General features: G+C 64.5%; 28 protein-coding genes. 13 read left to right on the top strand and 15 right to left on the bottom strand.

The features are described 5' to 3' along the window. Nucleotides 1-17: 17 nt before the first annotated feature. The 3 genes from B4L76_RS12605 to B4L76_RS12595 all read left to right on the top strand — a co-directional run bounded on the left by B4L76_RS12605 (nt 18) and on the right by B4L76_RS12595 (nt 1,117). Nucleotides 18-338 carry a YbjQ family protein gene (locus tag B4L76_RS12605; RefSeq protein ID WP_296232900.1) on the top strand — a complete coding sequence of 107 codons (321 nt, stop codon included), beginning with the start codon at nt 18-20 and terminating at the stop codon, nt 336-338. Nucleotides 339-477: 139 nt separating this feature from the next. Beyond that, a complete protein-coding gene (locus tag B4L76_RS12600; protein WP_296232899.1) occupies nt 478-666 on the top strand; it encodes a hypothetical protein in 189 nt (62 codons plus the stop codon). A gap of 139 nt (nt 667-805) precedes the next feature. Further along, complete coding sequence (locus B4L76_RS12595; RefSeq protein ID WP_296232898.1) at nt 806-1,117, top strand: hypothetical protein; 312 nt, start codon at nt 806-808, stop codon at nt 1,115-1,117. 46 nt (nt 1,118-1,163) lie between these two features. Here B4L76_RS12595 and B4L76_RS12590 read toward each other — a convergent pair whose 3' ends face one another. Beyond that, on the bottom strand, nt 1,164-1,496 hold the full coding sequence (locus B4L76_RS12590) for a hypothetical protein (protein ID WP_296232897.1): 333 nt from the start codon (nt 1,494-1,496) through the stop codon (nt 1,164-1,166). A 300-nt stretch (nt 1,497-1,796) separates the two neighbouring features. Beyond that, nucleotides 1,797-2,939, bottom strand: a complete 1,143-nt coding sequence (ampC, locus tag B4L76_RS12585; RefSeq protein WP_296232896.1) for a class C beta-lactamase — start codon at nt 2,937-2,939, stop codon at nt 1,797-1,799. Between the two features lie 120 nt (nt 2,940-3,059). Here ampC and B4L76_RS12580 point away from each other — a divergent pair, with 120 nt between their 5' ends. Then, on the top strand, nt 3,060-4,052 hold the full coding sequence (locus B4L76_RS12580) for a bile acid:sodium symporter family protein (protein WP_296232894.1): 993 nt from the start codon (nt 3,060-3,062) through the stop codon (nt 4,050-4,052). A 51-nt stretch (nt 4,053-4,103) separates the two neighbouring features. Here B4L76_RS12580 and B4L76_RS12575 read toward each other — a convergent pair whose 3' ends face one another. After that, the gene (locus tag B4L76_RS12575) at nt 4,104-4,694 is read right to left on the bottom strand and encodes a DUF4157 domain-containing protein (protein WP_296232892.1); all 591 of its coding nucleotides are present in this window, start codon (nt 4,692-4,694) and stop codon (nt 4,104-4,106) included. Then, nucleotides 4,681-5,244: a TetR/AcrR family transcriptional regulator gene (locus B4L76_RS12570; protein ID WP_296232891.1), complete on the bottom strand. Its 564-nt coding sequence runs from the start codon at nt 5,242-5,244 to the stop codon at nt 4,681-4,683. The genes B4L76_RS12575 and B4L76_RS12570 overlap by 14 nt, the downstream gene beginning before the upstream one ends. Before the next feature lie 89 nt (nt 5,245-5,333). Here B4L76_RS12570 and B4L76_RS12565 point away from each other — a divergent pair, with 89 nt between their 5' ends. Both B4L76_RS12565 and B4L76_RS12560 read left to right on the top strand, forming a co-directional pair. Beyond that, nucleotides 5,334-6,065 (top strand): SDR family oxidoreductase, encoded by a 732-nt coding sequence (locus B4L76_RS12565; protein ID WP_296232890.1) that lies wholly within the window; start codon nt 5,334-5,336, stop codon nt 6,063-6,065. Nucleotides 6,066-6,095: 30 nt separating this feature from the next. Then, nucleotides 6,096-6,710, top strand: coding sequence for a 2-hydroxychromene-2-carboxylate isomerase (locus B4L76_RS12560; protein WP_296232889.1), 615 nt, complete (start codon nt 6,096-6,098; stop codon nt 6,708-6,710). Here B4L76_RS12560 and B4L76_RS12555 read toward each other — a convergent pair. The 5 genes from B4L76_RS12555 to B4L76_RS12535 form a co-directional block, all read right to left on the bottom strand. Beyond that, nucleotides 6,683-6,964: a DUF7693 family protein gene (locus tag B4L76_RS12555; protein ID WP_296232888.1), complete on the bottom strand. Its 282-nt coding sequence runs from the start codon at nt 6,962-6,964 to the stop codon at nt 6,683-6,685. The genes B4L76_RS12560 and B4L76_RS12555 overlap by 28 nt on opposite strands. Nucleotides 6,965-7,016: 52 nt before the next feature. Then, complete coding sequence (locus tag B4L76_RS12550; protein ID WP_087500627.1) at nt 7,017-7,562, bottom strand: cupin domain-containing protein; 546 nt, start codon at nt 7,560-7,562, stop codon at nt 7,017-7,019. Nucleotides 7,563-7,644: 82 nt separating this feature from the next. Continuing rightward, a complete protein-coding gene (locus tag B4L76_RS12545) occupies nt 7,645-8,850 on the bottom strand; it encodes an MFS transporter (RefSeq protein WP_296232885.1) in 1,206 nt (401 codons plus the stop codon). Between the two features lie 85 nt (nt 8,851-8,935). Then, entirely contained in the window at nt 8,936-9,469 is a 534-nt protein-coding gene (locus tag B4L76_RS12540; RefSeq protein WP_296232883.1) for a cytochrome b, read from the bottom strand. Continuing rightward, nucleotides 9,466-10,518 carry a catalase family peroxidase gene (locus B4L76_RS12535; protein ID WP_296232882.1) on the bottom strand — a complete coding sequence of 351 codons (1,053 nt, stop codon included), beginning with the start codon at nt 10,516-10,518 and terminating at the stop codon, nt 9,466-9,468. Before B4L76_RS12535 ends, B4L76_RS12540 begins: the two co-directional genes overlap by 4 nt. 124 nt (nt 10,519-10,642) lie before the next feature. Between B4L76_RS12535 and B4L76_RS12530 the strand changes: the two genes are divergently transcribed. Together B4L76_RS12530 and B4L76_RS12525 are read left to right on the top strand one after the other, a co-directional pair. Further along, nucleotides 10,643-11,164: a sigma-70 family RNA polymerase sigma factor gene (locus B4L76_RS12530; protein ID WP_296232881.1), complete on the top strand. Its 522-nt coding sequence runs from the start codon at nt 10,643-10,645 to the stop codon at nt 11,162-11,164. Beyond that, the gene (locus B4L76_RS12525; RefSeq protein WP_296232880.1) at nt 11,161-11,913 is read left to right on the top strand and encodes an anti-sigma factor family protein; all 753 of its coding nucleotides are present in this window, start codon (nt 11,161-11,163) and stop codon (nt 11,911-11,913) included. Before B4L76_RS12530 ends, B4L76_RS12525 begins: the two co-directional genes overlap by 4 nt. A gap of 76 nt (nt 11,914-11,989) precedes the next feature. Here the strand turns inward: B4L76_RS12525 and xthA are convergent, their stop codons facing one another. Next, nucleotides 11,990-12,802, bottom strand: coding sequence for an exodeoxyribonuclease III (gene xthA / locus B4L76_RS12520; RefSeq protein ID WP_296232878.1), 813 nt, complete (start codon nt 12,800-12,802; stop codon nt 11,990-11,992). A gap of 167 nt (nt 12,803-12,969) precedes the next feature. Between xthA and B4L76_RS12515 the strand changes: the two genes are divergently transcribed. From B4L76_RS12515 to B4L76_RS12505, 3 genes are read left to right on the top strand one after another with little or no spacing between them, the layout of a single operon-like run. Next, on the top strand, nt 12,970-13,620 hold the full coding sequence (locus B4L76_RS12515) for a GNAT family N-acetyltransferase (RefSeq protein WP_296232876.1): 651 nt from the start codon (nt 12,970-12,972) through the stop codon (nt 13,618-13,620). Nucleotides 13,621-13,672: 52 nt separating this feature from the next. Further along, entirely contained in the window at nt 13,673-15,415 is a 1,743-nt protein-coding gene (locus tag B4L76_RS12510) for an autotransporter assembly complex protein TamA (RefSeq protein WP_296232875.1), read from the top strand. Then, nucleotides 15,412-19,086, top strand: coding sequence for a translocation/assembly module TamB domain-containing protein (locus B4L76_RS12505; RefSeq protein ID WP_296232873.1), 3,675 nt, complete (start codon nt 15,412-15,414; stop codon nt 19,084-19,086). Before B4L76_RS12510 ends, B4L76_RS12505 begins: the two co-directional genes overlap by 4 nt. A gap of 18 nt (nt 19,087-19,104) precedes the next feature. Here B4L76_RS12505 and B4L76_RS12500 read toward each other — a convergent pair whose 3' ends face one another. From B4L76_RS12500 to B4L76_RS12485, 4 genes are all read right to left on the bottom strand, one after another. After that, nucleotides 19,105-19,659: a DUF2589 domain-containing protein gene (locus B4L76_RS12500; RefSeq protein WP_296232870.1), complete on the bottom strand. Its 555-nt coding sequence runs from the start codon at nt 19,657-19,659 to the stop codon at nt 19,105-19,107. 64 nt (nt 19,660-19,723) lie between these two features. After that, nucleotides 19,724-20,380: a DUF2589 domain-containing protein gene (locus tag B4L76_RS12495; RefSeq protein WP_414707188.1), complete on the bottom strand. Its 657-nt coding sequence runs from the start codon at nt 20,378-20,380 to the stop codon at nt 19,724-19,726. A 66-nt stretch (nt 20,381-20,446) separates the two neighbouring features. Then, complete coding sequence (locus B4L76_RS12490) at nt 20,447-20,827, bottom strand: Mor transcription activator family protein (RefSeq protein ID WP_170029688.1); 381 nt, start codon at nt 20,825-20,827, stop codon at nt 20,447-20,449. Nucleotides 20,828-21,077: 250 nt separating this feature from the next. Beyond that, nucleotides 21,078-21,536 carry a hypothetical protein gene (locus B4L76_RS12485; protein ID WP_296232864.1) on the bottom strand — a complete coding sequence of 153 codons (459 nt, stop codon included), beginning with the start codon at nt 21,534-21,536 and terminating at the stop codon, nt 21,078-21,080. Between the two features lie 152 nt (nt 21,537-21,688). On the opposite strand from B4L76_RS12485, the gene B4L76_RS12480 reads away from it, so the two are divergent. Next, nucleotides 21,689-21,877 carry a hypothetical protein gene (locus B4L76_RS12480; RefSeq protein WP_133324186.1) on the top strand — a complete coding sequence of 63 codons (189 nt, stop codon included), beginning with the start codon at nt 21,689-21,691 and terminating at the stop codon, nt 21,875-21,877. Nucleotides 21,878-21,913: 36 nt separating this feature from the next. Here B4L76_RS12480 and B4L76_RS12475 read toward each other — a convergent pair whose 3' ends face one another. Then, nucleotides 21,914-22,288, bottom strand: coding sequence for a fe2+ zn2+ uptake regulation protein (locus B4L76_RS12475; protein ID WP_296232861.1), 375 nt, complete (start codon nt 22,286-22,288; stop codon nt 21,914-21,916). Nucleotides 22,289-22,507: 219 nt separating this feature from the next. On the opposite strand from B4L76_RS12475, the gene B4L76_RS12470 reads away from it, so the two are divergent. After that, nucleotides 22,508-24,799, top strand: a complete 2,292-nt coding sequence (locus B4L76_RS12470) for an acylase (protein WP_296232859.1) — start codon at nt 22,508-22,510, stop codon at nt 24,797-24,799. Nucleotides 24,800-24,876 lie beyond the last annotated feature (77 nt).

Below are 24,876 nucleotides of genomic sequence, written 5' to 3'. Positions count from 1 at the left end.
GCCAATGGAGTGCACCCATGATCATTTCCACCACCAGCCAGCTCGAAGGCCGCCCGATTGCCGAATATTTGGGCGTAGTCAGCTCCGAATCGGTGCAGGGCATCAATTTCGTGCGCGATTTCTTTGCACGTTTTCGCGATTTTTTCGGCGGCCGTTCGCAAACCCTGGAAAGCGCATTGCGCGAAGCCCGGGAACAGGCCACCGACGAGCTGAAAGCGCGGGCACGCCAGTTGCAAGCCGATGCGGTAGTGGGAGTGGATTTCGAGATCAGCATGCCGTCGGTACAGGGCGGCATGGTCGTGGTATTTGCCACCGGCACGGCGGTGCGCCTGAAGTAGAGCGCTCCGCCGCTGGTCGGGTTCGGGGTTGCAGTCCGAACGGTCTGCAAATGACCGGCTAGTCTCTTTTTCACTGGGCGCGTTTACCTGGGCAACCCTTCTGGTTGTCGGCGCGTCCGCCACTGGAGGGAGACAGGGCATGAGCGAATCCTTTTTCGAAGACCTGAACGACGCGTTCCCGATCAACAGCCAGGTGCGTTGCGGCCAGGCGGCATTCCGCCTGGGTTTCGCCCACATGACGCTGGATGATTCCGAACAGCTCCAGCCAACACATTTGCAGCGCAGCAAGAAAGGCCGCTTCATGCCGCGGGTGCCACTGAAAAAGTGATGCCGCCCTGGTACAACCCCGCCGAACGGCGGGGTTTTTATTGCAATTCGTTGATCCGCCTCATGGCATTGCCGGGTAGCGCTCGCCGGATTGCCAAGGCTGTGCTTTCCTGACGTCGCATTCCTGTAACGGAGGATGAATGCTCATGCGAGTCAGGGAAGAGACTTATTGGCAGTGGGCCGATGCCCAGCTGCATAGCCGCTGCCATGATGAAGCGCTCAGTGACGGCACCACGCTGGACGTGCAGGTGCGCCTGTCGCGCCTGGGGGCGACCCAGCTGTTCCTGGGTTTGTATGGCCGGGACGGGCGGGCATTGCTGGAGGAGTATTACCCTGCACGGCCAGGCGAGACCATGACCCGTGCATTGGTCTGGGGCGTTAACCGCGCCCGCGCCATGGCCACCGGTGCCTTGCCGCTGCCGGAAACCCGCAACCACCGGCGCCAGGCATGAAAAAGCCCGGCCTATGCAGGCCGGGCTCAAGTAATGGTGTGAACCCTCAATTGATCGATTCGATCACCTTGACGGCCTGCTGCTCACGGGCAGTGGGCCATTCCTTTTGCAGGGTCTGCAGGACGCGGCCGACGAACTCGGTGTCGGCGGCGGCCTTCTTGCCGACGTAGCCTTGGCCACGACGGTAGACCTTGAAGCGAGCACGCATGCTGGGCAGGTGCTCTTCGAATTCATCTTCGACGGTGTTCGGTGGCAGGCGGTCTAGGCGCACTTCACCGGTCTGGCTGACCCACAGCAGGTGGTCGTCAAGGCTGTCCTTGCGTACGGCGAACAGCTGAGCCAATTGGTCGATAGTCGGATTGTTGTTCAGGTTCATCATAAAGCCCCCATTACCCAGTCGTAGTGATTTTTCACAGTTGGCGCTATCGCGGTGTAGCGCACTACCAAGGCTGCTACAGCAGCATCGCAACAGGGGCTTTCTCACGCTGCCTTTTGGACAGTTTCCCTCTCCACGGACGGCCTGCGTTACCGCGCAGGCCGTCTGGAACACCCTTGCCACCGCTCCCGATCAGGGAGACGGCTTCATCATGCCCAAGGGCGATAAACGGCGTCAACCATTTTGTAGTGAATATTTCTGCTCACTACATTATGTCGTTTTGTCTGACAATCGCAGCCGCTACTAGAGCCCGGAGAGAATCTCAAAGGCTGCGCGCACGCGCGCTTCGTTCGGGTAGTTGCGGTTGGCCAGCAGTACGACGGCCAGTTGTTCGGCAGGCACGAAAGCGGCGTATGCGCCGAAGCCGTTGGTCGAGCCAGTCTTGTTGTACCAGGCGGCCGCCAACGCGGGCAGGGCAGGTTGCAAGCGCGTGGTTGCCTGAGGTTCACGGATGAGCCGTGGGCCGTTGCCGGCGACCAGGGTATCCAGCGTGACCGGATACGGGTAACGCTCCCAGCCCAGGCCCTGGGTCATGGCGCCAACCTGGAAATAGCCCTGCCGGGTGGTGGTTGTCGCTTGCACCAGGGCGGCAGGCAGGCCGTCCGGCTGCATGTGCAGGCGCACATAGCGCAGCAGGTCGCTGGCGCTGGTCTTGATGCCGTAAGCCTCGTCTGCGTAAGGACCAGGGCCGACCCGCACTGGACGGTCGTTGGCGTCGTAGCCCTGGGCATATAGCCCCCGGGCGTCGGCCGGAACTTGCAGATACGTGTTCTGCAGGCCCATTTTCGCCAGCAACCCCTCGCTCATCAGCGTGGCAAACGGCTGATGCCGGGCCCGCGCTGCCAGGTCGCCGAACAGCCCCAGGCTGGGGTTGGAGTAGCAACGCTGGACACCCGCTTCGGCGCGGGGCTGCCAGTGGCGGAAGAAATCGACCACCTGCTGCGGTGTCTGCACCGCATCCGGGAACTGCAACGGCAGGCAGTCAGCGCTGTAGGCGCCCAGGTCCAGCACCCTCGCCTCGCCGATGGGGGCACCGGCCAGGGCTGGGTGATAGCGCTTGGCCGGGGCGGCGAGGTCCAGCGCGCCCTCGGCACTGGCCAGCGCGACCAGGTTGGCGGTGTAGGTCTTGCTCAGCGAACCGACCTCGAACAGCGTGTCGCGGCTGACCGGCACGTTGTCGGCCTTGCTGGCCACGCCATAGCTGAAGTAGTGAGCATGGTCGCGGGCATAGATTGCTACGGCCATGCCGGCGATGCCTTGTTCCTGCATCAGCGGGCGAATGATCCGGTCGACCTTGGCCTGCAATTGGTCGTCGGCCTCGGCGGTGCTATGGCCCAGGCTGAGGAAAAGGGCGGCGGCAAGTGCGGCCAGGCGGGGGAAAGGCATGGGCGGGTCCTTTTGCGGGAGAGTGTCCGTTGAGCGATACCGGTGGGGGTTCCGGCGTTAGCGGCGAAAAGCCGAAGACCTTATCGTCTGCCCTTGCACAATGACAACACGGAAACGGTAATGAAATATTTGCGCATGTTGTTCGACAACTTCACCCTGGCCTTGCTCGCGGTGGTACTGATCGCCACCGTGCTGCCCTGCTCGGGCGACGGTGCGGTGTATTTCGGCTGGCTGACCAACCTGGCCATCGGCCTGCTGTTCTTCCTGCATGGCGCCAAGCTGTCGCGCGAGGCGATCATCGCCGGTGCCGGGCACTGGCGCCTGCACGGGCTGGTATTCGCCTGCACCTTCGTGCTGTTCCCGCTGCTGGGGCTGGCGTTCAAGCCACTGTTCGTACCGCTGGTGGGCAACGAACTGTACCTGGGCGTGCTCTACCTGTGTGCCTTGCCGGCTACGGTGCAGTCGGCCATCGCCTTCACTTCGCTGGCACGCGGTAACGTGCCAGCGGCCATCTGCAGCGCGGCGGCATCCAGCCTGCTGGGCATCTTCCTCACCCCCTTGCTGGTCATGCTGTTGCTCGGAACCAGTGGCGATACCGGCTCGGGTCTGGACGCAGTGCTGAAGATCACCCTGCAATTGCTGGTGCCGTTCGTGGCCGGGCAGATCGCGCGGCGCTGGATCGGCGCCTGGGTCAAGCGCAATGCGCGTTGGTTGAAGGTGGTAGACCAGGGCTCGATCCTGCTGGTGGTCTACACCGCTTTCAGCGAGGCGGTAGTCACCGGGCTGTGGCACACGGTATCGCCACAACACCTGGCCGGATTGTTTGCCGTATGCGGGATCTTGCTGGCAGTGGTGCTGTACGGTACCCGGTTGCTCGGCAAGCTGCTGGGCTTTGACCTGGAGGACCGCATCACCATCCTGTTCGCCGGCTCGAAGAAAAGCCTGGCCACCGGGGTACCGATGGCCCAGGTGCTGTTCGTCGGCAGTGGCATTGGCGCGATGATCCTGCCGCTGATGCTGTTCCACCAGATCCAGCTGATGGTCTGTGCGGTACTGGCGCAACGTTACGCCAGCCGTGAGCAGGTGCCCGAAGAGGTATCGGCGGCGTCCTGACACGCGGTTTCGCCAGCGACCCGGTCGCCCTTGCACGGCGACCGTCGGCATTTACCTGGCCTGCCCTGAACCACGCGCGCGCAGCGCCTTGCCCACTTCAGCCTCGATCTTGTAGGCCGGCGCTTCCAGCTCGTCATAGTTGCGCGTGTAGCGGCGGGCAAACTCTTCCACACCCAGTTGCTGATACTGCTGCACATGCTTGAGCTCGTGTGCCCACAAGGCCACGTTGTCCTCGGCGTCGGAAGCGCGGCGGAAGATGATCGTGTCGATCAGCGTCACGGCATTCACATCAGGGTTCTGCAGTAGCGCGTTGGCCGCGCTCATCTGCTGTTCGTCACCCACCCGGAAACGTGCCGCGTCGAGCACGGCGAAGTCATACCAGGGTTCGAGTTGCGCGCGGATATGCAGCGGGATCGGTTGCACGCCGTCGGCGGTGGCCTGGTCGCGGGCCTGCTGCAAGGCGTAGGTCAGGCTGGAAGAAGCCAGCACTTCAACGTCCCTGAAAATCTGCCCGGCCTGCCCGGGGTCAATGGGCGCACAGAAACACCCCATCAGGCACACCTGGTACTGCCCTGGTGGGCAGGCTTGTTCGGCGAACGCAGGCAGGGTCAGTAGCCCCAGCAGGAGACTAATCCGCTTCATGCAGGGCCTTCTGGACGAAGTGGCGGCTAGCATCCAGCACCTGCGACTGCACGCGCTCGGTGGCCAGCATGCGCCCGACCAGCAAGGCGCCGACGCACTGGCTGATCAGCACCCAGGCCAACTCGTCGTCCTCCAGGGTCGCGCTCCAGGCCCGGTGCAGTTCCACCAGCCAATGCTCGGCCACCGCGCGCACGGAGGCCTGGGCCCGGGCAATCTCCACCCCCAACGGCGGCAGCGGGCAGCCACCTTCGGCATTGTGCAGGTGGGCCAGGCTCAGGTACTGCTGCAGGCAACGGCCCAGGCGTTCGCGGCTGGCCTCCTGGTTGGCCAGGCGCGCCAGCGGGCTATTGCACAGTTCCTGGCGCACTACCTCGGTGAACAGGTCGTCCTTGGACGGGAAGTGGTTGTAGAAGGCGCCGCCGGTCAGGCCGATCGCCTTCATCAGCCCGGCCACGCCGGTGCTGGCAAAGCCCCCGCGCTTGGCCAGGGCGCCGCTGCTGGCCAGCAGCCGCTCACGGGTTTGCTGCTTGTGTTCGTTCGTGTAGCGCATTCGCTTGCCTCTGCGGGCGGGCTTGACGGTGGCGGCGATCATAACATAGCGTTCGTTTACTAAACGATCATTCACTAATGGGTGCAGGCATGCCAGAACAACAGAAAGTAGTGCTGGTGGTAGGGGCGGGCGATGCGACTGGCGGCGAGATTGCCAAGCGCTTTGCCCGCGAGGGCTATATCGCCTGTGTGACCCGGCGTCAGGCTGACCGGTTGCAGCCACTGGTGGACGAAATCCGCGCTGCCGGCGGCCAGGCCCACGGCTTTGGCTCCGATGCGCGCAAGGAGGAGGACGTGGCGGCGCTGGTTGATACCATCGAGCGTGATATCGGCCCGATCGAAGCATTTGTATTCAATATTGGAGCCAATGTGCCCTGCAGTGTGCTTGAAGAAACCCCGCGCAAATACTTCAAGATCTGGGAAATGGCCTGTTTTGCCGGTTTCCTCACCGCCCAGGCGGTGGCCCGGCGCATGGTCCAGCGCGAGCGCGGCACGCTGCTGTTCACCGGCGCCACCGCGGGCACCCGTGGCGCGGCGGGTTTTGCGGCATTCGCCGGGGCCAAGCACGCCTTGCGCGCCCTGGCGCAGAGCATGGCGCGCGAACTGGGGCCGCGAAACATCCATGTCGCCCACGTGGTGGTGGATGGCGCCATCGACACTGCCTTCATCCGTGACAGTTTCCCCGAGCGCTACGCCCTCAAGGATCAGGATGGCATTCTCGACCCGGCCCACATTGCCGACAGCTACTGGTTCCTGCACACCCAGCCCCGCGACGCCTGGACCTTCGAGCTGGACCTGCGCCCCTGGCTGGAACGTTGGTAAAGCCCCCTTCGCCGAGCAAGGACCGTCACCATGCACAAGACTGTCGACTTCTTTTTTGACCTGGGTAGCCCGGCCAGCTATCTGGCCTGGACCCAACTGCCAGGGCTGTGTGCCCGCCAAGGTGCCACGCTGCGCTACCGACCAATGCTGCTGGGTGGGGTTTTCCAGGCCACCGGTAACGCCTCGCCGGTCATGATCCCGGCCAAGGGGCGTCACATGTTCATCGACCTGGCGCGCTTCGCCGCGCGCTATGGGGTTGCATTCGAGCTGCCGCCGGGGTTCCCGGTCAACACCTTGACCCTGATGCGTGGGGCGTTGGGCACCCAGCTGCGCTCGCCGGAGCGGTTCGAGGCGTTACTGGCGGTGCTGTTCACTGGGCTGTTTGTGCAGTGCCGCAACCTGGGCGATAGCGCGGTCCTCGACGATACGCTCAGCCAGGGCGGCTTCGACCCGCAGGCATTCCGCGCGCTGGCGGGGGATGAGCTGGTGAAGGCTGCGCTCAGGCAGGTGACCGACGAAGCTGTGGGGCGCGGGGTGTTTGGTGCGCCGACCTGCTTTGTCGGCGACGAAATGTTCTTTGGCCAGGACCGCCTGGACTTTGTCGAGCAGGCGCTGTGTCAGGGCGACAGCAGCCGTTCCAGCTGAGTGCGCTCCCATAGGCTGAGCAGGTCGGTCGGGTTGGTGCCATAGCGCTGCCAATCCTCGAGTCCGGCCTGTTCACCGTTGGGTGCCTTGCAGTGAATGCATTGGGCCAGGCCTTCGGCATCCATAACGAGGGTCAGCTGCCAGCCCTGGATATCGATATCGACCAGGCCGTGATCGTGGCGGGCTTCAACGGACAAGGCATGGATGCCAAGCGCTGCATCACGCAGACATTGGTAGATAGTCCGAGTGTTCATGCTGCTCCTGTCGGGGGGCCGCTGTGCGGCCCTTCGCGGCAGTTCGGCCGGATCAGAAATTCGCCGGGGTGTTGGCGCTGATGATCTCGGCCTCGTCCGGGCCGATGTTCTTGAAGCTGTGCGGCAAGGTAGTGGGGATGTAGTAGCCGTCGCCCGAGTTGAGCACGCTCACCTGGCCATCGACCCACAACTCGACGGTACCGCGGGTGACCAGGCCACACTCTTCACCCTCGGCATGCACGATCGGTTCGCCCGAGTCGGCACCCGGTGCGTACAGTTCACGCAGCATGCGCATCTGTCGGCCTTCGACACTGGCGCCCACCAGCAGCATGCGCAAGCCATTGCGGCCCAGGTCTGGCTGTTCACCGGCACGAAACACGTAGCGCTCTTCGCGCACCGGCTCGTCGAAGCTGAAGAACTCGGCCAGGCTCATGGGGATGCCTTCGAGCAGTTTCTTCAGGGAACTGACCGAAGGGCTGACGCGATTCTGCTCGATCTGCGAAATGGTCGAATTGGTCAGCCCGCTGCGGCGGGCCAGTTCCCGTTGGGAGAGGTTGTTGCGTTCACGCACCAGTTTGAGTCGCGTCCCCGTGTCCATAGCCGCCTTGTATTCAAGAGGTGTCAAAAATAATGAGCGATGCGCATTAGAACACACTCTGCACGCTTGCGCGCTGTGCTTGTCAGGGCCGTTGTGCGCTGGGTATCGGCCACAGCCCGACGAGCAGCAACAGGGCCGCAACGGCCAGGAACGGCAAGCTTGGGTCCAGGGCGTATACCAAGGTGCCCGCCAGCGGCCCGATCACCGCGCCCATGCCCTGCGCCGCGCCGATGGCGCCGGCTGTAGCGCCTTGCTCCGACGCGTGCATGGCATTGGCCGCCAACGCCGAAAACGCCGGGAACACAAAGCCCATGCCCGCCGCCGCGACGAAATAGCAGGCCCACAGCCACGGTGCGGTGATTGCGAGTGCCGCGCAGGCAAAACCCAGGGCCGACACCGTGGCGCCCAGCCGAATCATTTTCAGTGGTGGCCACTCCAGCTGGCGCAGCAGTACTTGCGCCAGGATCAGTGCCACGCCCACTGTGGTCAGGGCGATGCCGGCGGCCTGGGCGGCTTCGGCTGGGCCCAGGTGCAGGCGGTCGAGTGCGAAGAAGCCGACCACGATCTGCGAGACCGTGACGCTGAGCATGGCGCAGAATGCAACCTGCAGGGGGCGACGCAGACGCGGGTCGTTCAGCTGCACCGGGCGCGGGACATGGCGGTGCGGCAACGCCTGTGGCTTGAGGCTGAACAGCAGGACGAGGAAGGCGCTGGCTGGCAGCAGCGACAGTATGTGAAACGGCAGGCTCAGGCTATGCCGCGCCAACAGCGCGGCCAATGCTGGCCCAACCACCAGACCAACGGCGTTGGCGGCGCCCAGCGCGGCCATGGCTCGTGCCCGGCGTTGGGGTTCGACATGGTCGGCGATCAGCGCGTTGCAGCCCACCGGTATGGCGGCATAGAAGGCACCGATGCAGCCGCGCGCCACGGTCAGGCCGATGAACGCCAGCGTCGCGCCCGGCAACCAGCGCAATGCACCTTCGATGAACAGGCACATCAGCCAATAGGCCAGGGTGAAGCCGGCGCTGCCCAGCAGCAGGACGCGCCGACGGCCGAAGCGATCCGCTGCGCGCCCCCAGGGGCGTGCCAGCAGCACCCAGACCACTCCCGCCACGGTAACCGCGGCACCGGCTTGCCAGGTGGCCATGCCGAGCTGCCGGGCAATCGGGCCGATCAGGGCGACAAAGGCCATCATCGACAAGGTACAGGCCATGTTGGCCAGCAGCAGCGGGCGCAGGTCCAGCGCGCTGGCCGGGAGGAGAGTGGCAGGATCCTTTGCAGCATTCATCAGGCAGTCCAGGGCGATGCGGCAGACAGAAGGCCAAGTTGATCAGGAATCGTCATCGGTTGTCGAGCGCCCGGTCTGCTGGCGGTCACGGGTTGCGGCGCAAAGGGCCGGGCCACATGCTGCGCAACACCCCGTCACGACGCACCCACGCATGCATCAATGCAGCCCCCACGTGCACCAGCACGGTGGCAAACAGCAGGTAGCCGGCCCAGCCATGCGCCTGGCGCAACACGGCGTAGAGCTGCAGGTCGTGTGGGGCGATCGCCGGCAGGCCCAGCGGCCGCGGGTAGCCCCCCGCCGACAGCATGGCCCAGCCCAGCAGTGGCATGGCCAGCATCAAGCCATACAGCAGCAGGTGCGAGGCCCCGGCGGCCCAGCGCTGCGGAGCTGGCAGGTCGCCTGGCAAAGGCGGGTGGGGCAGAGCCAGGCGTACGCCGATGCGTAGCACTACCAGCACCAGCAGGGCCAGGCCAGTAGCCTTGTGCAGGCCGATCAGCACGGTATGGCGCGGCGACAGGTCCGCGACCATGCTCACGCCGATGAACAACATGGCCAGAATCAGGATGGCCATCAGCCAGTGCAGCAGGCGGGCGACCGGGTGGAAGGCTTCGGGTCTCATGGGCGGGCTCCAGTGCTGAGCGATTCACGGCTGCGGCGGTTGAAGGATTCCGAATAGGCGGCGGAGCGGGCGGCGAGGATCGGGTCAGCCGACGCTTCCATACCGTGGGGGAGGATCAGCGGGTCGAAGTTGAGGTCACGGCAGGCGCCTTGTTCGGGGGCATCGACCTGTTCCAGCACCAGGGTGCCGGCATCCACGCTGCGCCGCTCGGCAGGCCACGGGCGGGCCGGGTCATCCACCGCATCGCCCGGCTCGGCCAGGACCAGGCGCAGGGTCCAGCGCAATGGGCCCTGGGCCAGGCGTTGCTGCAGGTCGTGTTGCAGGAACTGCTTGTCATCGACCTGGGTAGGCAACGCGGCAAACGCGGTGTGTGGCTCAAGTTGCCAGCGTACCGGGTGGGCGCCGCCGGCTGTATCGATCAGGCGGAAGGCATTGATGCTGTGGTATTGCGTGCTGGCGAAGCTGTTGCTGGGCTTGTAGGCGGCTATCCACTGGCGAAACGCCGCGCTTTCCGGGTGGGCGGCGAAGAATGCCTGCAGTTTGCCTGGGTCGGGTTTGCCGGTAGCCGGGTCCGGCGCGCTCGCCAGCACTTGCTCATAGAACCCTTGCGGGGTGCTGACCGCCAGCACCGGCGGGTTGTTCATGCCGGTGCGCCAGACCTGGCCGTCATCGGTGCGTAGCTCGATAGCCAGGCTGCGTACCGGTATGCCGGTATCGGGGGCGAACGGGTTGGCGCCGCCGATCGCGAAACGGCCGGTGACCGGCACCCGCTGCTGGCTGAAAACGCGCGCCGTGGACAGGCTGGCGGCCTGCCCGCTGGCCTGGAAGTAGCCGCTGACGCACAGGCCTTTGGCGTGGTTCTTGCGATAGCCTGGGTAGTGCCCAGCCTGGGCTGCGAACGTGTCGATGATTCGTTGTGGCGTCAGCCGGGGCTCGCCGAGCCAGCCGGCGGCATAGGCAAAGCTGGCGCCGGCGGCCAGCATCACGGCACCGATGGCCGCCAGGCGCAAGGCCCTGGCCTGGCCGTGCAGGGGTGAGTTCATGGTCATTGTCCGGTTCAGTGAAGGTGCCGGTACGACGCCGTCGGCAAAGGCTTATTCCCTCGGCTGGAATAAAATTTCATGACAGGCGTCTGCCCCTTACACTGACACCTTCAGAGGCCGGGACTTTGCCATGCACGATCTGGACGACCACCAGTGGCGCGAGCTGCTGGCCCGCCTGCGCCGCTTTGCCGTGTGGCTGACGCGCGAGCCGGGCAGCGCCGATGACCTGGTGCAAGCCACGGTAGAGCGGGCCTTGAGCCGGCGCGATCAACAACGTGACGCCGATGCATTGCGCGCCTGGCTGTTCACCATTCTCTACCGGCTGTTCCTTGACGCTAAACGCCGTGAGCGCCTGCATGCGCGCTGGCTGTCCTGGTTTGGCGGTGGCGAGCGTGACGAGGAACCGGTTGGCGACAACCTCGAAGCCACCATCCTGGCCCAGGCCGACTTGCAGGCGTTTGCCCGGCTGACGGCAGAACAACGTGCGTTGTTGCTGCTGGTCAGTATCGAAGGCATGAGCTACAAGGAGGCCGCCCAGGCGCTTGGCGTCCCCATCGGCACCGTGATGTCGCGCCTGTCGCGCGCGCGCAATGCCTTGCGCCAACTCACCGAAGGTGCCCCCCAGCCAACGGCCTTGCGGAGACTCAAATGACGCGCCTGATCCCCAGCGAAGAAGAATTGCACGCTTATGTCGATGAGCGCCTCGAGCCCGCACGCCGCGCCGAAGTGCAGGCCTGGCTGGCGGCCAACCCGCAGGCAGCGGCCAAGGTCGAGGGCTGGCGTGCCGATGCCCGCCGGTTGCGTGCAGCGCTGGCCGGCTTTGCCGAACTGCCCGGGGCGGCACAGCTGGACTTTGCTCGGTTGCAGCGGCAAGTGCGCCAGCGCCGTCAGCGACGCTGGGCGACGGCAGCGGTACTGCTGCTGGCACTGGGTGTGGGCGGCCTGGGTGGTTGGCAGGTACGCGACCTGAGCCTGACGCAGGCCAGCCTGCCGATGGCCGATGCCGTCCAGGCGCACCGTCTGTTCGCCGACAGCGAGGCGCTGGATATCCAGGCCAGCGACCCGGCGCAGTTGCGCGACTGGCTGGGCCGGCATTTCAGCCGCGTGGGCCAGTTGCCAGACCTGGCAGGCTACGGCTTCACGCCGGTTGGCGCGCGCCTGCTGAGCAACGAGCAAGGCCCGGCGGCGTTGCTGGTGTTCGAGGACGGCAAGGGGCAGCGCATCAGCCTGTTCCTGCGCTCACCGGGCAAGCAATACCGGCGCATGCCCGACGGGCAGCGCGTGGAGGGCCAGCTGGAGGCGCGCTATTGGTCGCACGGGGCCTACAACTTTGCCTTGGTCAGCGCGGCCGACGACGTGCGCGGGGCAGGGGTGGGCGAGGCGTTGCGCTTGGGGTTGTGAAAATCAGCGGCGGCCCCGCAGGTGTGGCCCTTTGCAACGCAAAGGCTGGTCATGCGAGGCCGCCCGGGCAGTGCGATCAGCTCAGCTCCAACCAGATCGGCGCGTGGTCCGACGGTTTATCCATCCCGCGTAGCTCGTAGTCCACTCCTGCCGCCTTGATGCGTGGCACCAGGTGCTGTGACGCCATGATCAGATCGATGCGCAGGCCACGCTTGGGCTCGTCTTCGAAGCCACGGCTGCGGTAGTCGAACCAGCTGAAACGGTCGGTAACGTCCGGGTGCAGGTGACGGAAACTGTCAACCAGGCCCCAGCCTTTCAAACGCTCCAGCCACTCGCGCTCTTCCGGCAGGAAACTGCATTTGCCAGTCTTCAGCCAGCGCTTGGCATTGTCCGGGCCGATGCCGATGTCGCAGTCCTGCGGCGAGATATTCATGTCGCCCATCACCAGCAGTGGCTGGTCGTTGCGGAACTGGCCTTCGAGCAGCGCCTGCAGGTCGCTGTAGAAGCGCTGCTTGGCCGGGAACTTGGTGGGGTGGTCGCGGCTCTCGCCTTGCGGGAAGTAGCCGTTCATGATGGTGACCGGGGTGCCGTCGGCGTCGGCGAAGGTGCCCCAGATGAAGCGGCGCTGGGCATCTTCTTCATCGCTGGCAAAGCCCTTGTGCAGGCTCAGCGGTGCCTGCCGCGAGAGCAGGGCCACGCCATAGTGGCCTTTCTGGCCGTGGTAGTGCACGTGGTAACCCAGTGCCTGCACATCGGCCGCTGGGAACTGATCGTCGCTGACCTTGGTTTCCTGCAGGCCGATCACGTCCGGCTGGTGCTTTTCGATCAGCGCCGCCAGCTGGTGCGGGCGGGCCCGCAGGCCATTGATGTTGAAACAGACGATCTTCATGGAAAGACAATCCTGGTAAAAGGCGCGATGCTAGCCGACATCGCCCATCACCACCAGCATGGCGGCTTCGCGAGGCTGCTGCTAACGTGCTTTGCAGGGGGGGGTGAACGATGTACGCTGAGGCACCTCCAAGGCACTGTATGCCCATTCCAGGAGGTCTGTCCGCAATGCCCGAAACCACCGCCGCTCCGGCCCGTGTCTGCCTGCTCGATGACGGCTACAGCCGCGAGACGCGTTCGCTGCTGTACAACGCCTACCGCCACGAACCGACCTGTGCCTATATCTTCGAGGCCCAGCGCCCGGGGTATGAGCGGCGTTTGCGGGTGATGGTGCGCGAATGGGTTCGCCAGCATTTCTACCTGCAATTGCCCGCCATCGGCCTGCTGCTGGACGACCGCCTGATCGCCCTGGCCCTGATCGTGCCACCGCTGCGCCGGCTGGGCGTGGCCGATAGCTGGGCCTGGCGCCTGCGCATGATGCTGGGCACCGGCCTGCGCTGTACGCGTCGCTACATGGACTACCAGGCTGCGCTTGCCAGTTGCCTGCCCACCGACAAGGTTCATGTGCTGCCGTTGCTCGGCGTGCATCCGCAGTTTCAGGGCAAGCAGTACGGCGAACAATTGTTGCAAGCTGTGCACGACTGGTGCGCAGCGGACGCGAATACCCAAGGAGTGGTACTGGACACCGGCAACGAGCACTACCTGGCGTTTTACCAGCGTCTGGGTTACGAAGAAATTGGCGAGGTCGCTGTAGGACCAATCCGAGAGAGGGTATTCTTTCATCCCAACCCGGTCTCTTCCGATTCCGCTTTTGCCTAGGCGGGCAGCGCAGCGGCTCACTTGAGCGCGCGGCTCTGGTAGCATGCGCCGCATGACGTATTCAGGAAGATTTACCTGGGGCCTGGTTATCTGGGCTGCCAGTTTCGCAGCATGGGGCCAGAGCGAGCTGCTGGTGAAGGTTGAACCAGCCAACAAGGCGCTCAAGGCCAATGTCGAAGGCTATATCGGTACCCTTGGCGACCGTGATGAAGAAGCGTTGCTGCGCTTCAGTCGCGGCGCCGAGGAGCAGGCGCGCAAAGCCGCGCAGGCACTTGGCTACTATCAGGCGCAGATCGACACCGAGGTCAAGCCTGCCAGCGCGGCTGACCGTTCCCCGCAACTGATCATCACCATCGACCCGGGCGAGCCGATTCGCCTGCGCAACGTCACCGTGCGCATCGAAGGGCCCGCCAGCGAGCTGACGGCTTTTCGCCTGCCCGACAGCAAGGCGCTGCGTGCCGGTGAGCAGCTCAACCATGGCCACTACGAAGATGCCAAGCGGCTGATCCAGAACCAGGCGTCACGCTATGGCTTCTTCAGTGGGCGTTTCAGCCGCCAGCGCCTGGCGGTTGACCCCCAGGCTGGCGTAGCCGATATCGAGCTGGTGTACCAGAGCGGCCCGCGCTATCGGCTGGGCGCCGTGACCTTCGGTGGTGACACCCCGTTGGACGACGACCTGCTGCAGCGCATGGTTTCGTTCAAGCCAGGTACACCCTACGACTCCGAACTGGTGGCCGAACTGAACAATGACTTGCAATCGAGCGGCTACTTCGAAGGCGTGCGCGTGGATGCGGCGCCTACCGCCGCTGTCGGCGAAGAGGTCCCGGTGGATGTCCACCTGCAAACGCGCAAGCCGCGCACACTCGGCCTGGGTCTGGGCTTTTCGACCGACGTCGGCCCCCGCGGCAAGGCCAACTGGACCCGCCACTGGGTCAACCCCCAGGGCCATAGCTATGGTTGGGAAACCGAACTGTCGGCTCCGCGGCAGAACGTTGGCCTGTGGTACGACATACCGCTCGACCCGCCGCTCACCGACAAGCTGCGCTTTGCCGGTGGCTACCAGAACGAGGAAATCGCCGGCACCGACACGCTCAGCAAGCTGCTGACGGTCGGCCCTGAGTGGCACAGCAAGTTGCCCAGTGGCTGGCAGCGGGTGGTTTCGCTCAAGTACCAGCGGGAAGAGTATCGCCTGGGCGACGATTCCGGCTTGAGCAACCTGCTGATGCCGGGGGTGAGCTTCTCGTTCCTGCGCAGCGACAACCGCATCGACCCGCATAACGGCTACCGCCTGCAGTTCGATGTGCAGGCCGCCAAGGAAGGGCTGGTTTCGGACACCAACCTGTTGCATGGCAACGTGCTGCTCAAGGGCCTGACCACCCTGGGCCACAACCACAGGCTGCTCGGCCGGGTGCAGTTCGGAGGCAGTGCGACCAATGGCTTCAAGAACAACATTCCACCCTCATTGCGCTTCTTCGCCGGTGGCGATCAGAGCGTGCGCGGCTACGACTACCAGACCCTGTCGCCGAAAAACAGCGATGGTGACCGCATTGGCGGGCGCTATCTGGTAGCAGGCAGTGTCGAGTACCAATATTCGCTGACCGAGAAGTGGCGACTGGCTACCTTCGTTGACCAGGGCAACTCGTTCAACGACCTTGAACTGCCGAGCCTGAAGACCGGCGTCGGTTTCGGTGTGCGCTGGGTATCGCCGGTCGGGCCGTTGCGCCTGGACCTGGCCAGGGCGCTGGATGACGAAGGGGGCATTCGCCTGCACTTTTCCATGGGGCCTGAGCTGTGAAACGCGTGATCAAGTATCTCCTGGCAGGCCTGCTCGGGAGCATTGCGAGCCTGGGTGTGGTCGTGGGCCTGATGCTGGGGACCGAGGCGGGCAGCCGCTGGACGCTGGGCCAGGTGCCCGGGCTTGAGGTGGCGGATTTCCAGGGCCGCCTGGGCGCTAGCTGGCAAGCCAGCCGGCTGGTCTGGGACGATGGCAGCAGCAGGGTAGAGCTGCAGGCACCGCTGCTGGCCTGGTCGCCTGCCTGCTTGCTGCGCGGCACCTTGTGCATCGACCAGTTGCAGGCGCAGCGCATCGACATGGCCGTCGCCCCAGGGGCCGAGCCGAGCGAAAGCGCCCCGCTGCAATTGCCGGCCCTGCGTTTGCCGTTGGCGGTCGAGTTGGGTGAAGTCAAGGTTGGCCAGTTGCGCCTGGACGGCAGTGATCTGCTGGGTGACCTGCACCTGGCTGCACACTGGACACGCAGCGGGATGCGTATCGACAGCCTGCAGCTGCGGCGTGATGACCTGCAGTTGAACCTGCAGGGCGACCTGCAGCCCGAAGGTGACTGGCCGGTACAATTGCAGGCACAGCTGCAACTGCCCGCTGTCGACGGCAAACCTTGGCAGGTGGCGCTGACCGCCAGCGGCGAACTGCAGAATACCTTGCAGCTTGCAGGGACCAGCAGCGGCTACCTCGACGCTACGCTGAGCGGGCAGTTGCAGGCGCTGGCCGAGCATCTGCCGGCAGCCTTGCAGGTCCGCGCCGAGGCATTCAAACCGGCCGCTTCGCTACCCGACACCCTGCAGTTCAACCAGCTCAAGCTCGATGCCAAGGGCAACTTGCTCAGCGGCTATCAGCTGTCGGGCTCTGCCAGCCTGCCTGCCGAACAGTCGCCAGTGGCCCTGCTGTTGTCTGGGTTGGTCGACAGTAAAGGGGCCAGGCTGGATGCCCTGGACCTGAGCGCCAGCGACACCCAGCGCGTCAAGCTGCAAGCCACGGCTGACTGGCAGCAAGGCCTGGTCGCCGATGCCCAGGTGGACTGGCAGGACTTTCCGTGGCTGCGTCTGTATCCGCTGGAGACGCCGCCCCAGGTCACGCTCAAGCGCTTCATCGCGCAGGTGCATTACCGCGATGGCAATTACCAGGGCACCTTCGACGGCGACCTGGATGGCCCCGCCGGGCCGTTCAACCTGGCCAGCCCGTTCCAGGGGGACCTGAGCCAGGTCAAGCTGCCGCAGCTGGCGTTGAGTGCCGGGCAAGGCAAGGCTGAAGGCAGTGTTGCCGTGGGTTTTGCCGAACACCTGGCATGGGACGTTGCCTTGCAGCTTTCGGCGCTCGACCCGGCCTATTGGCTGGCCGAGCTGCCAGGCACTTTGGCCGGGCCGCTGCGCAGCAAGGGCGAGCTCAAAGGTGATGCGCTGAGCCTGGAGGCCCAGCTTGACCTGAAAGGCCGTCTGCGCGGCCAGCCGGCAGTGCTCAAGGTCGACGCCCAGGGGGCAGGGGAGCGTTGGACGCTGGGCGCGTTGGCCATCCAGCTGGGGGACAACCGAATCAATGGCAGTGGCAGCCTGCAACAGCGCCTGGCCGGGCGGATCGACCTCGACCTGCCGCGGCTGGGCCAGTTGTGGCCAAGGCTGCAGGGCCAGGTCAAGGGCCGGCTGGACGTCGCCGGTACCTTGCAAGCCCCGCAAGGTACTCTGGCCGTGCAAGGCCAACGCCTGGCCCTGGCTGAAAACCGCCTGCAGCAGCTGGGCCTGGATGCCCGCCTGGATAACGCCCAGCACGGCGTCGTCGTGCTCAAGGCCAGCGGCATCCACCTGGGTGACACGGCATTGGGTGACCTGCAGGCCAACGGCAAGGGCGATATCCGCCAGCAAGCCCTGGCCTTGGCGCTGGACGGCCCGCAACTCAAACTCGACCTGGGCCTGGATGGCCAGCTGAGCAAGGGGGACTGGCGTGGGCGCCTGGCCAGCGGACGAATCCAGGCCGGTGGCCAGGACTGGCAGTTGCAGGCACCGGCCCGCCTGCAGCGGCTGGCCAGCGGCCAGCTGGATTTCGGTGCCCATTGCTGGCGCTCCGGTCAGGCCAGCCTGTGTGGCGAGGACCAGCGCCTGGCCCCGGATCCGCGCTTGCGCTACCACCTCAAGCAGTTCCCGCTGGACAGCCTGGCCCAATGGTTGCCGAAAGACTTCGCCTGGCAGGGCCTGCTCAATGCCGACATCAATCTGGACATTCCCGCCAGCGGTCCCAAGGGCAGCATCGTCGTCGACGCCAGTGGCGGTACCCTGCGAATGCGTGACCAGGAACGCTGGGTCGATTTCCCCTACCAGGCCCTGCGCCTGGACAGCGCACTGGCGCCGCGGCGCATCGATACCCGCCTGGTGTTTCGCGGCCAGCGCCTGGGTGAGCTGAACGTCAATACCCGCCTCGACCCGCTGGGCAAGAACAAGCCGTTGTCAGGTGATTTCCGCCTGGCCGGTCTCGACGTATCAGTGGTGCGCCCGTTCGTGCCGATGGTCGAGCGCCTGGCCGGGCAACTCAATGGCACTGGACGGCTGTCGGGTACCCTGCTGGCGCCGCAGGTCAACGGCAACCTGATGCTCAGCGGCGGCGAGGTCAGTGGCGCCGAACTGCCGGTCAGCCTCGAAGGCCTGTCGTTGCAGGCGTTGATTGCCGGTGAGCAGGTACAGCTTGTGGGTGACTGGCGCAGTGGCGAGGCGGGGCGGGGACAGTTGCGCGGCAACCTCACCTGGGGCCAGGCATTGGGCATGGACTTGCGCCTGCAAGGCCAGCAACTGCCCGTTACCGTCGAGCCCTATGCAACGCTGGAGGTCGCCCCTGACCTGACCTTGCGCCTGGTCGATGACAAGCTGGCAGTCACCGGCAAGGTGCAAGTGCCCAAAGGCACTATCACCGTGCGTGAACTGCCACCGTCCACCGTTAAAGTTTCGGAGGACACGGTGATCGTCGGCCACCAGACCGAAGAGGGCACTCCTCCCATGGCGATGGCCATGGACATCGACGTCGAGGTGGGTCAAGACAAGCTGTCATTCAGTGGCTTTGGTCTGACGGCCAACCTGCTCGGCCATGTGCACATCGGCGACAATCTCGATACCCGTGGTGAGCTGAGCCTGGCCGACGGGCGCTACCGTGCCTACGGCCAGCGCCTGACCATTCGCCGTGCGCGGCTACTGTTTGCCGGGCCGATCGACCAACCGTACCTGGACATCGAAGCGATCCGCAAGGTTGATGACGTGATTGCCGGTATCCGCCTGACCGGCAATGCCGAGCAACCCGCGACCAAGGTGTTCTCGGAACCGGCCATGAGCCAGGAACAGGCATTGTCATATCTGGTGCTGGGACGGCCACTGGGTGCTTCCGGCGAAGACAGCAACATGCTTGCCGAGGCCGCTCTGGGCCTGGGCCTGGCGGGTAGCGCCGGCATCACCGGCAGCCTGGCTTCGAGTTTGGGGATCGATGATTTCCAGCTGGACACCGAAGGTTCCGGCACCACCACCAGCGTGGTCGCCAGCGGCAACCTTACCGAGAAACTGAGCCTGCGCTACGGGGTAGGTGTGTTCGAGCCCGCCAACACCATTGCGTTGCGCTACAAGCTGAGCAAGAAGGTCTACCTCGAAGCTGCCAGTGGGCTGGCCAGCTCCCTGGACATCTTCTACAAGCGCGACTTTTGAGCCGCGCAAGGGCGGCCGTCAACGGACGGTGGCCGCCTCGATGAACTCGTTGCTATCGGGCGCGGGTGGCGGACTGGGAGCGCGTACCGGAATAATCAGGTTGGTGTACTGCTCGATCAGCCGGCTGAGGGCTTCAGGTGGTTCGCTGGCCTGGAACTGCATGCGGATCTGTACTTCGTCGGGGTCACGGCTTTCACCTTGACGGCTCTGGCCGCCGATCGTGACCTTGAAGCTCGCCGCATTGTTTTCGCCAGCGGTCAGCAGTGCCTGTTGCGCTTCGGTGCCCTTGACCCGCACCGACAGGTCGACCTGCATACGTTCCAGCGCCAGGCCCTTGGGTGAGACCAGCGCGAACAGCGGCACGCGCATGATGTGCTGGCTGTCGATGGCTACCTCGACCATCTTGGCTTTCATGGGCGCACCCAAGGTTTCGGTGTCGCAATCGAAGAACTGATCGAACAAGTTGATGTACTGCTGCGCGATAAGACTATTGGTAGCGCTGGCGGCTTCTTGCAGGCCGCGGGTAATTTCACGCAGGTCGATGGAGGTCATCGGGGCGGGAACTTTGCTCACTCACTTGGCTCCTTTGGGCGGGTGGTTCCCCCACCACGCGGGTGGGGGGGCGGGTTTGCGTGGCTCAAGGAGTCGGGGCGCCAGCTCCTGCACCTGCTCCGGCGCCGCTGCTACTCAGCGTGTCGGCCCTGGAGATCGCCTCGGGGCTTTCCAGCGTTGCTGACTGGACGACGGTCGGTTTGGTGGCGGCGTCGGTCAGGAAGTCGATCACCCGCATCAGCGCCTCTGGCGGATCCTGGCGCTTGATGGTGGTGTTGAAGGCATAGCGGGCGCGGGTATCGGTCTTGCGGGTTTGCGTGGACTTGTGGCTGATGCTGCCCTTCATGCTCAGTTTGAACGGCCCCCAGCCCAGCGAGGCGGCCATTTCGCCGCTCCTATCGCTACTGGATGTGTCTTCGGCCGACTGCTGGATGGTCAGTTCGAATTCGACTTTGCCTTCTTCGATGGCAATGTTCGGGTGGGTGATGGCCGCCAGCAGCGGCACTTTCATGGTCTTGCTGACCACGCCCTTGTATTCGCCCTGTTCGTCGACGATGGTTTCGTCGTAGTCGAACTGGATGGCGACCGCCTTGCCGTCCTGGATGCAGACTTGCATCAGGAAGTCGGCGTACGACTTGCTCGCGGTGACCTGGGCCTGGACCATCGCTTGCAGCGGGCCGGCAATCATGCGATCCATCGGCAAGGAGTTGATGACGGATCCGATGAGGCTGTTATCTATCATGACTGGTCTCTCTCTCTGGTTGGGTGTGACAAGCGATCGTTAGCGACCGGCCACGGTGGGTGGGGCTCAGCGCACGCACGCTTCCTGGCGACGAATGTTGCCGATCTGGCGCAGACTGAGGCCGTATTTGTTGGCCAGCAGGCTGCGTGACAAGCCGCTGGCGCTTTCTTTCTGGATTTGCTGGTTGCGCAACTGGCGCAGGAAGTGGTCAGCCTTGGGAATCTCCAGGGCGACCCCGGCAAAGCGCTTGATCAGCGCATCAAGTGCATCTGCCGGCAGCACATCGGCGAGCTTGGTGCGCTCGCGGTGCTTGGGGATGTACTTCGGCCTGCCGCCGTAGGCACAAGTGAGCTGGTAGGCGTTGTCGATACCGATGCAGTCGATCAGGGCCTGCAACGAATGGGGGAGTTGGCTGATATCGATGTGGCTCAAGTCTGGCAATTCCATGTGGCGCTCCTTGGGGATGGATGGGATTACTACCCGATCACCAGCGGCGTTATGTCGACGGTGTGACTGAATTCTCTGCGACGGGCAAAGCAGGTCGCTAGGCGGCATAGGGGTTGGGCCTTGTAGCCTCGGAGAACAGGTTTTGCAGGCAGCGATATCCGGCGCTGTAGGACATGGCTTCAACAATTGGCCGTGGTGCGTGGTTTCCCATCGAGTAGCTTCTGGATCGGCCTGCTGGGTCTGGTGACCCTCAATCGCACGGATAGCTGCTGAGCAGGCTGGCGCCGCGCAGATAGGCCTCGGGAGCATGGAGCATGTTCTGTGGCAACGTGCGCCAATCGACCAGCAGGCACAGCGCATTCAGCGGCTGGCCGTTGCGCTGGCCTATGACCTGGTCGGCGAAGTTTCGTCGGTACAACGCCAGGGTTTGTTGCTGCGCTTGTACCTGGTCAGCTTGGGCCAAGGTTTGCCGGGCCAGCTCGGGCAGCAGTGCCGGCGCTACGCTGAAATGTACCGATGCCCGGTTTTCCTGCAGGTAGCCAGCCTGGCGCACGCGTTGCCATAGTTGTTGCCACTGGCTGGCGCCGGCCTGGGCCGCCAGGTCGCGTCCCAGTTCGAACAGTTGCTCGGTCGAAACCTGGCGGGTGTTCAATGCATGAAGGGAAAAGGGCGTGAGAAGCAGGGATGCGAACAGCAGGGGTTTGTACATGGTGCCTCCGGCGGTGGGTGCTTGGGAGCGCCATGCTTGCAGGCAAGCGCCGCCGCACCCAGCAGGAAATGCAGCGCGGTGGCCGGTGGCCGTTGTATCATTACCGCGGCTCGTCGCGAGCCATTTGCCCCAGATGTTGCAAGGAACCTTCGATGACACATGTGCAGCGCCTCAAATATTCCCTTCTGATCATCCTGGTTGTACTGGGCCTGATGCTGGGCCTGTCGCACCTGCAGAAGCAGGGTACGATCAGTGAACAGACCTTCCAGATACTGGCGATTGCCATCGCTGTGGTGGTCGTGGTGATCAACGGCATCTTGCGGCGCAAGGTCAAGCCCTGACCTGTGCGGGCCGGCCAGCTGTGGCCGGCCGTACGTTCAGCTTGACTGCGTTTGCTCCAGTACGGCGCGTGCCTGCGGGTTGAGGCTGTAGCACTTGTCGCTGCCCAACTGGATGACGCCCTCGGCGCACAGCCGCTTGAGCACTTCGCGCACGCTGAGGAACGACAGCGGAATATCCAGCTGTTCCAGTTGGGCGTGCACACCGCGCACACCGATGCTGCGGCCGCTGCGCTGGGCGACATGCAGGGCGTCGATCACCTTGAGGCGGATCAGGCTGGTGCGCAGGCCGAAGGTGCGCAACAACTCGCGGATCTGTTCGTTGCCGGTGCGTTCGTCGGCCAGTGCGTCCTGTTCCTGGGGCGCTTTGCCCGGGGTGTGCCCGGCCTGGATCGAGGATTGCGGGTTGTACATGTGAATGCTCCTTTTCGTCGACGAACCCGAAATAGTGGGTGCCTCACTGACTAAGACGAATGAGAAGGGAAAAACTGCAGCCCTTCAGCGAAAAAAAATGCCGGTTTCTGTTCAAGACGTTTCATCAGCGGGTGGTCCGTAAAATTTTCATTCAGGTATTCGTCTGATCGGGATGAGCCCCGAAATCGAGGAATACCTGTGTTTCCACTTTTCCGTCCCATGACTTGCGCTGGTCTGGCCGCCGCCCTGGTGGTGTTCAGCGCAGGTGTACCGGCGCAGCCCGCCGCAGGCGATGCCAGCGCGCAGATTCGTCGCACCAGCTACGGGGTGCCGCATATCGTGGCCAAGGATGAGCGGGGCCTGGGCTATGGCATCGGCTACGCCTATGCCCAGGACAACCTGTGCCTGCTGGGCAACGAAGTGCTGACCGTAAGCGGCGAACGGTCCCGATATTTCGGCGCCAGCGGCAAGACCTTGGAGCAGCGCGACAACCTGGCGAGTGACTTGTTCTTCACCTGGCTCAACAGCCCCTCGGCAGTCAACGCGTTCTTGCAGGCGCAACCGGACTCGGTCCAGGCGCTGCTGGCGGGCTATGCCAGTGGCTACAACCGGGCCCTGGCCGAGCGCCGTGGCCAAGGGTTGCCCGCCGAGTGCGGCAACGGCGAGTGGCTGCGACCGATCAGTAGCGAAGACCTGGTCAAGCTGACTCGCCGGCTGTTGGCCGAAGGGGGTGTCGGGCAGTTCGTCGAAGCCCTGGCGGGCGCGCAACCGCCAAGTCTGGCCAACCGGCAGGCCACCAGCGGGTATGCCGCGGCGCTGGCTCGGCAGGAGCGGTTTGCCCTGGAGCGCGGTAGCAATGCGGTGGCCTTGGGCGCCCGGCGTTCGGCCAATGGTCGCGGCCTGTTGCTGGCCAACCCGCACTTCCCGTGGAGGGGGGGCATGCGCTTCTATCAGATGCAACTGACCATTCCCGGCAAGCTCGATGTGATGGGGGCGGCATTGCCGGGACTGCCCGTGGTCAACATCGGTTTCAACCAGCACCTGGCCTGGACGCACACGGTCGATACGTCGCAGCACTTTACCCTGTACCGTCTGCAGCTCGATCCCAAGGACCCGACCCGCTACCTGCTCGATGGTAAATCGCTGCCGCTGGTCCGGCAGACCATCAGCGTTGCAGTCAAGGCCGAGGATGGCAGCCTGAGCCAGGTACAACGCCAGGTCTACAGCTCGCATTTCGGCCCGGTGGTGCAATGGCCGGGGCGCCTGGACTGGGACAGCCGCACGGCCTATAGCTTGCGCGATGCCAACCTGGAAAACACCCGGGTATTGCAGCAGTGGTACCAGATCAACCGCGCCGACAGTCTGGCAACGCTGCAGGGTTCGATCGGCCAGTTGCAGGGTATTCCCTGGGTCAACACGCTGGCGGTGGACCAGGACGGCCAGGCCTTGTACCTGAACCAGTCGGTGGTGCCCTATGTTGACCAGCAGTTGTTGGACACCTGCAGCAATCCGCAGGCCCAGGGTCGCCTGGTAGTGCTGGATGGTTCGCGCAGCGCGTGCGCATGGAAGGTGGATACGCAGGCGGCACAGCCGGGTATCTTCCCGGCACGCCTGCTGCCAAGCCTTCAGCGCAGCGATTTCGTACAGAACTCCAACGACCCGGCCTGGATGACCAACCCGGCGCAGCCGCTGACCGGCTATTCGCCGCTGATAAGCCGTAGCGACCAGCCGCTGGGCATGCGTGGCCGATTTGCCCTGCAACGCCTGCAGGGCAAGGCCCGGTTGGGTATCGATGATCTGCAACGCATGGTGACCGACGATGAGGTCTACCTGGCCAGCCTGGTGCTGCCCGACCTGCTGCAGTGGTGCCGTGGCGCCGCCGCAGACGTGCAGGCCGTATGCAGCAGCCTGGCGGCCTGGAACGGCAAGGCCGACCTCGACAGTGGCATTGGCCTGGTACACTTCAACAACCTGTTCGAGGCGCTGGCCGAGCACCCGCAAAGCTGGCGAGTGGCCTTCGACCCGGCTGACCCACAGCACACCCCGCGTGGCCTGGCGGTCGAGCAGGCAGCGGTACGCAAGCGTCTGCACCAGGCGGCGCTGGCTTCGCTCAGGCAGGTGAATGAGAGTGGTGTGGCAGGGCAGGTGCGCTGGGGCCATGTGCAACAGGCAGTCGATGGCACGCCGGTGCCGGGCGGCCCGCAAGGGTTGGGCGTGTACAACGCGATCCACAGCGTGCCGCACGGGCAGGGCAAGCGGCTGGTGGTCAGTGGTACCAGCTACCTGCAACTGGTCAGCTTTACCGACAAGGGGCCGGAGGCGCGCGGGTTGCTGGCGTTCTCTCAGTCCAGCGAAGCCGGTTCGGCGCACTTCGGCGACCAGACCAAGGCCTTCGCGGCCAAGCAACTGCTGCCATTACCGTTTACCGAGGCACAAATCCGGGCCGATCCTGAATACCGGCAGTATGTGATCAGTGAGGGAGACAAGGGCGCGCTGGCCAGTCAGCCTTGAGGCGCTTCCCAGGCACTGCACCATGACAGCAAGCGGTGCAGTCCCTGCGAGCGGATTTATCCGCGAAGCGACCAGTT

This window comes from Pseudomonas sp. UBA4617, assembly GCF_002386445.1.
GTDB lineage: Bacteria > Pseudomonadota > Gammaproteobacteria > Pseudomonadales > Pseudomonadaceae > Aquipseudomonas.
Note: the sequence above shows the minus strand (reverse complement) of the source record. Positions and strands in the feature narration are given on the sequence as shown.